This window comes from Streptomyces sp. NPDC007162, from assembly GCF_040634175.1.
In the GTDB taxonomy this organism is placed as follows: Bacteria; Actinomycetota; Actinomycetes; order Streptomycetales; family Streptomycetaceae; genus Streptomyces.
In genome coordinates this window covers 1-3657 of the sequence record NZ_JBEYFC010000723.1, presented here as the reverse complement: position 1 = coordinate 3657, position 3657 = coordinate 1, and the positions used below count along the sequence as shown (strand labels likewise).

Below are 3657 nucleotides of genomic sequence, written 5' to 3'. Positions count from 1 at the left end.
GACGACGAGCAGGCTGGTGACGGCTGTGAGCAGCCCGGCGTAGACACCCACCCGCCAGGCGGTCAGCGCGCCGAGCGAGGTGTCGTGGAGGAATCCGGGCACCCGCGCCGCTGCCGGTGCGCGGCGCCCAGGACACCCGGCCCAATCCCGCCGAGGCGCTTCCCGGCATCCGGCCCGAGGACCGGCCCACGGTCGCCGAGAACGCCGGCGCCCCGCCCGTGCCACGCGTCGGCGCCGTGCGCGGCACCATGGGCAAACCCCAACTGCCGCGCCGCCGCGCCCAGGAGCACATCGTCCCCCAACTGCGCGGCGGCCCGGCGCCCCGCCAGGACACCAACGAGGCTCCGGCCGTGCACGACCCCGGCCTGATGGCCGCCTTCCAGCGGGGCATCGGCCTCGCCGAGGCCCAGCAGCACCTGGAGGCCACCCAGCCGGAACCACCTGCACCGGCCATCGCACCGACCGAACCGGCGCCTTCCGCCACGAGCCCGCTCGATACGGCAGCGACGCGAGTCAGCGGCAGCGCGGGCGCCACCGGGGGAGACCCGGCGAGCAACACCTCGCACGCCACCCACGCGCACCCCACCCACGCGCACGCCGCGCACGACCACATGGCCGGCGACCACATGGGCGACGAGCACATGACCGGCGACTACCTGACCCAGACGCATCTGAGCTGGGCACACCGCGACCCCGCCGACCCCCCGTCAGTGTCCAGGCCCTCGTCGCACTCCCAGGCCCTGCGCCCGGTGCACACCTCCGAATTCACCACCCGGCCCGACGGGAGCACACCGGCCGGATGACCAGCACCGTCACCACCCCCGTCACATCCCGCACCCCCAGTGCTCCCGCAGACCTTCGTACTTCAAGGAGTCGATCCACCATGGCGAGCGATGCGCCGACCGCCCAGGTATCCGACCTCGACTGGCTGATGAGCGGCCTCGTGCAGCGCGTACCGCACACCTCCAGCGCCGTGCTGCTCTCCTGCGACGGGCTGGTGAAGTCCGTCCACGGCCTCGACCCGGACAGCGCCGACCACATGGCGGCGCTCGCCTCCGGCCTGTACTCGCTCGGTCGCAGCGCGGGCGTCCGGTTCGGCGACGGCGGGGACGTCCGCCAGGTCGTCGTGGAACTCGACTCGACCCTGCTGTTCGTCACCACCGCCGGCTCCGGCACCTGCCTCGCCGTGCTGGCCGGCCGGGAGGCCGACGCCGCCGTCCTCGGCTACGAGATGGCGATGCTGGTGAAGAGTGTCCGTCCGTACCTCGTCACCGCGCCCCGGCAGCACGCCGTCGAACCCACGGCGATGAGGCCTTGAGGGTGGCGGCAGCCGGCGACGGGCCGTGGCTGGACGACGCGGCCGGACGCCTCGTGCGCCCGTTCACGGTCAGCAACGGCCGTACCGAGCCCAGCATCGCCCTCGACCTGATGTCGCAGGTGATGGCCACGGGGTCCACGCCCCTCGGCTACCTCGGCCCCGAGCACGCCCAGGCGCTCGACCTGTGCCGCGGTCCCGTCTCGGTCGCCGAGATCGCCGCGCACCTCAAGCTGCCCGCCGCGGTCACCAAGGTGCTGCTCTCCGACCTCGTCGACTGCGGGGCGCTCACCGCCAAACCCCCCGCCTTCCACCACAACCCCACTGACCGGTCCCTCCTGGAGGCAGTGCTCGATGGACTACGACGACAGCTCTGACCCCTTCCCCACCGCGCTGAAAATCCTGGTCGCCGGTGGGTTCGGGGCCGGCAAGACCACCTTCGTGGGCGCGGTGAGCGAGATCGCACCGCTGTCCACCGAGGAACTGCTCACCACGGTCGGCGCCGCCACCGACAACCTCGAAGGCATCGAGAACAAGGTCGAGACGACCGTGGCCATGGACTTCGGCCGCATCACCCTGGACCCGGAACACGTGCTCTACCTCTTCGGCACGCCCGGACAGGAGCGGTTCTGGTTCATGTGGGACGAGTTGTCCGAGGGCGCGCTCGGCGCGGTCGTCCTCGCCGACACCCGCCGACTGGAGGACTGCTTCGCGGCCGTCGACTTCTTCGAGGAACGCGGCCTCGGCTTCATCGTCGCCGTCAACGAGTTCGACGGCTCCTACCGCTACGACCCGGAGGAGGTGCGGGCCGCCATCGACCTGGACCCGCGGATCCCCGTCGTCCGCTGCGACGCCCGGATCTCCAGCTCAGGCGTCCAGACCCTGCTCACCCTCGTCCGCCACCTCATCGCCCACGCCCCGGTCACCGCGCCGAGCCACGGCGCCCACATGTGACGCCCCCACACCCCCACGGAGTCCCTGTATGACCCACGCCCATTGCGGAGCCCACGCATGAGGTACGACCCGTCGCGTCCGGCCGGTCGGCTGCTGCTCACCCCGGAGGACAAGGAGGCACCCGAGCGCACCCGGCGCCTCGGCCAACTGCGCCTGGGCGGACGCCCCGACCCCGAGCTCGACATCTACGCGGACCGGCTCGCCGAGATCACCAGGACGCCGTACGCCATGGTCAACTTCATCGACCAGGACCGCCAGTTCTTCGCGGGCCTGCACCTGCCGACCGTGGCGCCACCCGTGGTGAAGCCCGACGGCAGTACGCCGGTGCTCGGCCGGGAACTGGCCCGCGACCATGGTTTCTGCCCCCACGTGGTGGTGCGGCGCAAGGCGCTGGTCCTGGAGGACGTCTGCGACTACCCGCGGTTCGCGGGCAACCCGATCGTCGACGAGTTCGGCATCCGCTCCTACCTGGGCGCCCCGCTCATCGACAGCACGGGGACGGTGCTCGGCACGGTGTGCGCGGTCGACGTGGAGCCACGGCCCTGGGGGCGGCCCGGTCTGGAGACGATCAAGGCGTCGGCGGCGGAGCTGGCGGCCCGCCTGGAGCGACGCGAGGCCGACGGGTTCCCGCTGCTGTGACGACGGGAACCCTCCCACTCACTAGCCGACCGGTCTAGTAGCTCCGTACCCTGGTCCCATGGGACGCACCAGTGACGCCAAGCGGAAGATCCTCGACGCCGCCCGGTCGCTGATCGAGGGGCGCGGGTACGCGGCGCTCGGGGTGGCCGAGATCTGCAAGGCGGCCGGAGTGCCGAAGGGCAGCTTCTACTATTTCTTCGAGTCCAAGGAAGCGCTCGCGCTCGCGGTCGTGGACGAGCACTGGGCGGCGCAGAAACGCGACTGGACCCGGGCCCTGGCCGGTGCCGGGGAGCCGTTGCGGCGGCTGCGGCGGCTGTTCGAGGAGACGGAGGCCGGGCAGCTCGCCGGCCAGCGCGACTGCGGCACCGTGGCGGGCTGCCTGTTCGGGAACCTCACCCTGGAGCTGAGCAACCAGACCGAGGCGGTTCGCGGACGGCTGCAGGAGATCTTCGACGCCCAGGTCGACATGGTGGAGTCCGTCGTCACCGAGGCGCGCGAGCGCGGTGAGGTCGGCGTGACCGACACCCGGGAGGCGGCGCGGGCGGTGGTGGCCCAACTGGAGGGCCAGGTGATGTTCGCCAAGCTCTACAACAGCACGGGCCGGCTGACCCCCCTGTGGCAGAACTGCCGGGCCCTGCTGGGAGCGACGGAGGGCTAGTCTTCTGAGTCAGGAATTCTGTTCAGATAACTGGCGAGGCGTTCGAGGATCTCGTCCGCCGTCTTCGTCCAGACGTAGGGCTTCGGGTCGG

At 71.6% G+C, this 3657-nt stretch carries 5 protein-coding genes and 1 pseudogene; all 6 read left to right on the top strand.

The features are described from left to right. Nucleotides 1-101: 101 nt before the first annotated feature. A pseudogene (locus ABZ646_RS42815) lies at nt 102-803 on the top strand (ATP-binding protein); the annotation flags it as partial. 80 nt (nt 804-883) lie between these two features. After that, complete coding sequence (locus tag ABZ646_RS42810) at nt 884-1318, top strand: roadblock/LC7 domain-containing protein (RefSeq protein WP_360532108.1); 435 nt, start codon at nt 884-886, stop codon at nt 1316-1318. A 2-nt stretch (nt 1319-1320) separates the two neighbouring features. Then, the gene (locus ABZ646_RS42805) at nt 1321-1692 is read left to right on the top strand and encodes a DUF742 domain-containing protein (RefSeq protein ID WP_360532105.1); all 372 of its coding nucleotides are present in this window, start codon (nt 1321-1323) and stop codon (nt 1690-1692) included. Next, nucleotides 1670-2269, top strand: a complete 600-nt coding sequence (locus ABZ646_RS42800) for an ATP/GTP-binding protein (RefSeq protein WP_360532101.1) — start codon at nt 1670-1672, stop codon at nt 2267-2269. The genes ABZ646_RS42805 and ABZ646_RS42800 overlap by 23 nt, the downstream gene beginning before the upstream one ends. A 57-nt stretch (nt 2270-2326) precedes the next feature. After that, nucleotides 2327-2908, top strand: coding sequence for a GAF domain-containing protein (locus ABZ646_RS42795; RefSeq protein WP_360532098.1), 582 nt, complete (start codon nt 2327-2329; stop codon nt 2906-2908). A 58-nt stretch (nt 2909-2966) separates the two neighbouring features. Continuing rightward, nucleotides 2967-3566, top strand: coding sequence for a TetR/AcrR family transcriptional regulator (locus tag ABZ646_RS42790; RefSeq protein ID WP_360532095.1), 600 nt, complete (start codon nt 2967-2969; stop codon nt 3564-3566). Nucleotides 3567-3657: the final 91 nt, after the last annotated feature.

What these genes read in the sequence shown, in the direction of transcription:
- ABZ646_RS42810 (WP_360532108.1), top strand. Translation starts at nt 884, where the DNA reads ATGGCGAGCGATGCGCCGACCGCCCAGGTATCCGACCTCGACTGGCTG.
- ABZ646_RS42790 (WP_360532095.1), top strand. Translation starts at nt 2,967, where the DNA reads ATGGGACGCACCAGTGACGCCAAGCGGAAGATCCTCGACGCCGCCCGG.
- ABZ646_RS42795 (WP_360532098.1), top strand. Translation starts at nt 2,327, where the DNA reads ATGAGGTACGACCCGTCGCGTCCGGCCGGTCGGCTGCTGCTCACCCCG.
- ABZ646_RS42800 (WP_360532101.1), top strand. Translation starts at nt 1,670, where the DNA reads ATGGACTACGACGACAGCTCTGACCCCTTCCCCACCGCGCTGAAAATC.